Genomic DNA, 615 nt, shown 5'->3' with positions numbered 1-615 from the left:
TGGCTGGCCACCGTGCAGCTTGCCGGGGATTGGTGGTCCAAGGTCGGATTCGCCATGGCTATCAAACATTCAATTCGTCTAAAATGGTCCGAAACCATTTTAGCGCACGCTATATTGAATCGCAGTCTTGCGAGGCAGTTCATGCGTTTGAAGTTCATCCCACCTATTGAGCCGGAGCTTGTCGACACCCGCCCGAGCGGGGCGACTGGATTCACGAGATCAAATTCGACGGGTATCGCACTCAGCTCATCATGGATGAAGATGGCATCCGCCTGTTGACGAGAAGAGCGCGCCACAACCAGGACAGGTCAAGCGACTGATCCTTGGGTCTCATCACCGACAGGGGAAGTTTGCACCTGTTGCAGCCGAGCGGCGCGTCTCCGATCATGATGCGTATCCCAGCGGCCACCAAGGTTCACTCGGACGCCGGGATGGGTCCTGCAATTACTGGGCGAAGCGCAGGTGACCCACAACGGTACTTTTGACGCCGCGAGCTCCAACAGAGCGCGCGTTGGGGTGTGAGAACCGCAAGATCCTCTCGTACCCACTTTGCGATCGATCAGGCAGACGTGCGGCTGTCAGCCGGCGGCCTAAGGATACTCAGAATGTCTGGTT

General features: G+C 57.2%; 1 protein-coding gene. It reads left to right on the top strand.

All coding sequences use genetic code 11. From position 1 onward, the window contains the following. On the top strand, positions 1 to 279 hold a 279-nt coding region (locus tag EOC94_RS35015; protein WP_245465727.1), incomplete at its 5' end, for a hypothetical protein. Positions 280 to 615 lie beyond the last annotated feature (336 nt).

It is taken from the genome of Mesorhizobium sp. M6A.T.Ce.TU.016.01.1.1, assembly GCF_003997065.1.
Taxonomy (GTDB): Bacteria; Pseudomonadota; Alphaproteobacteria; order Rhizobiales; family Rhizobiaceae; genus Mesorhizobium; species Mesorhizobium mediterraneum.
This window is presented reverse-complemented; position numbering and strand designations above follow the sequence as displayed.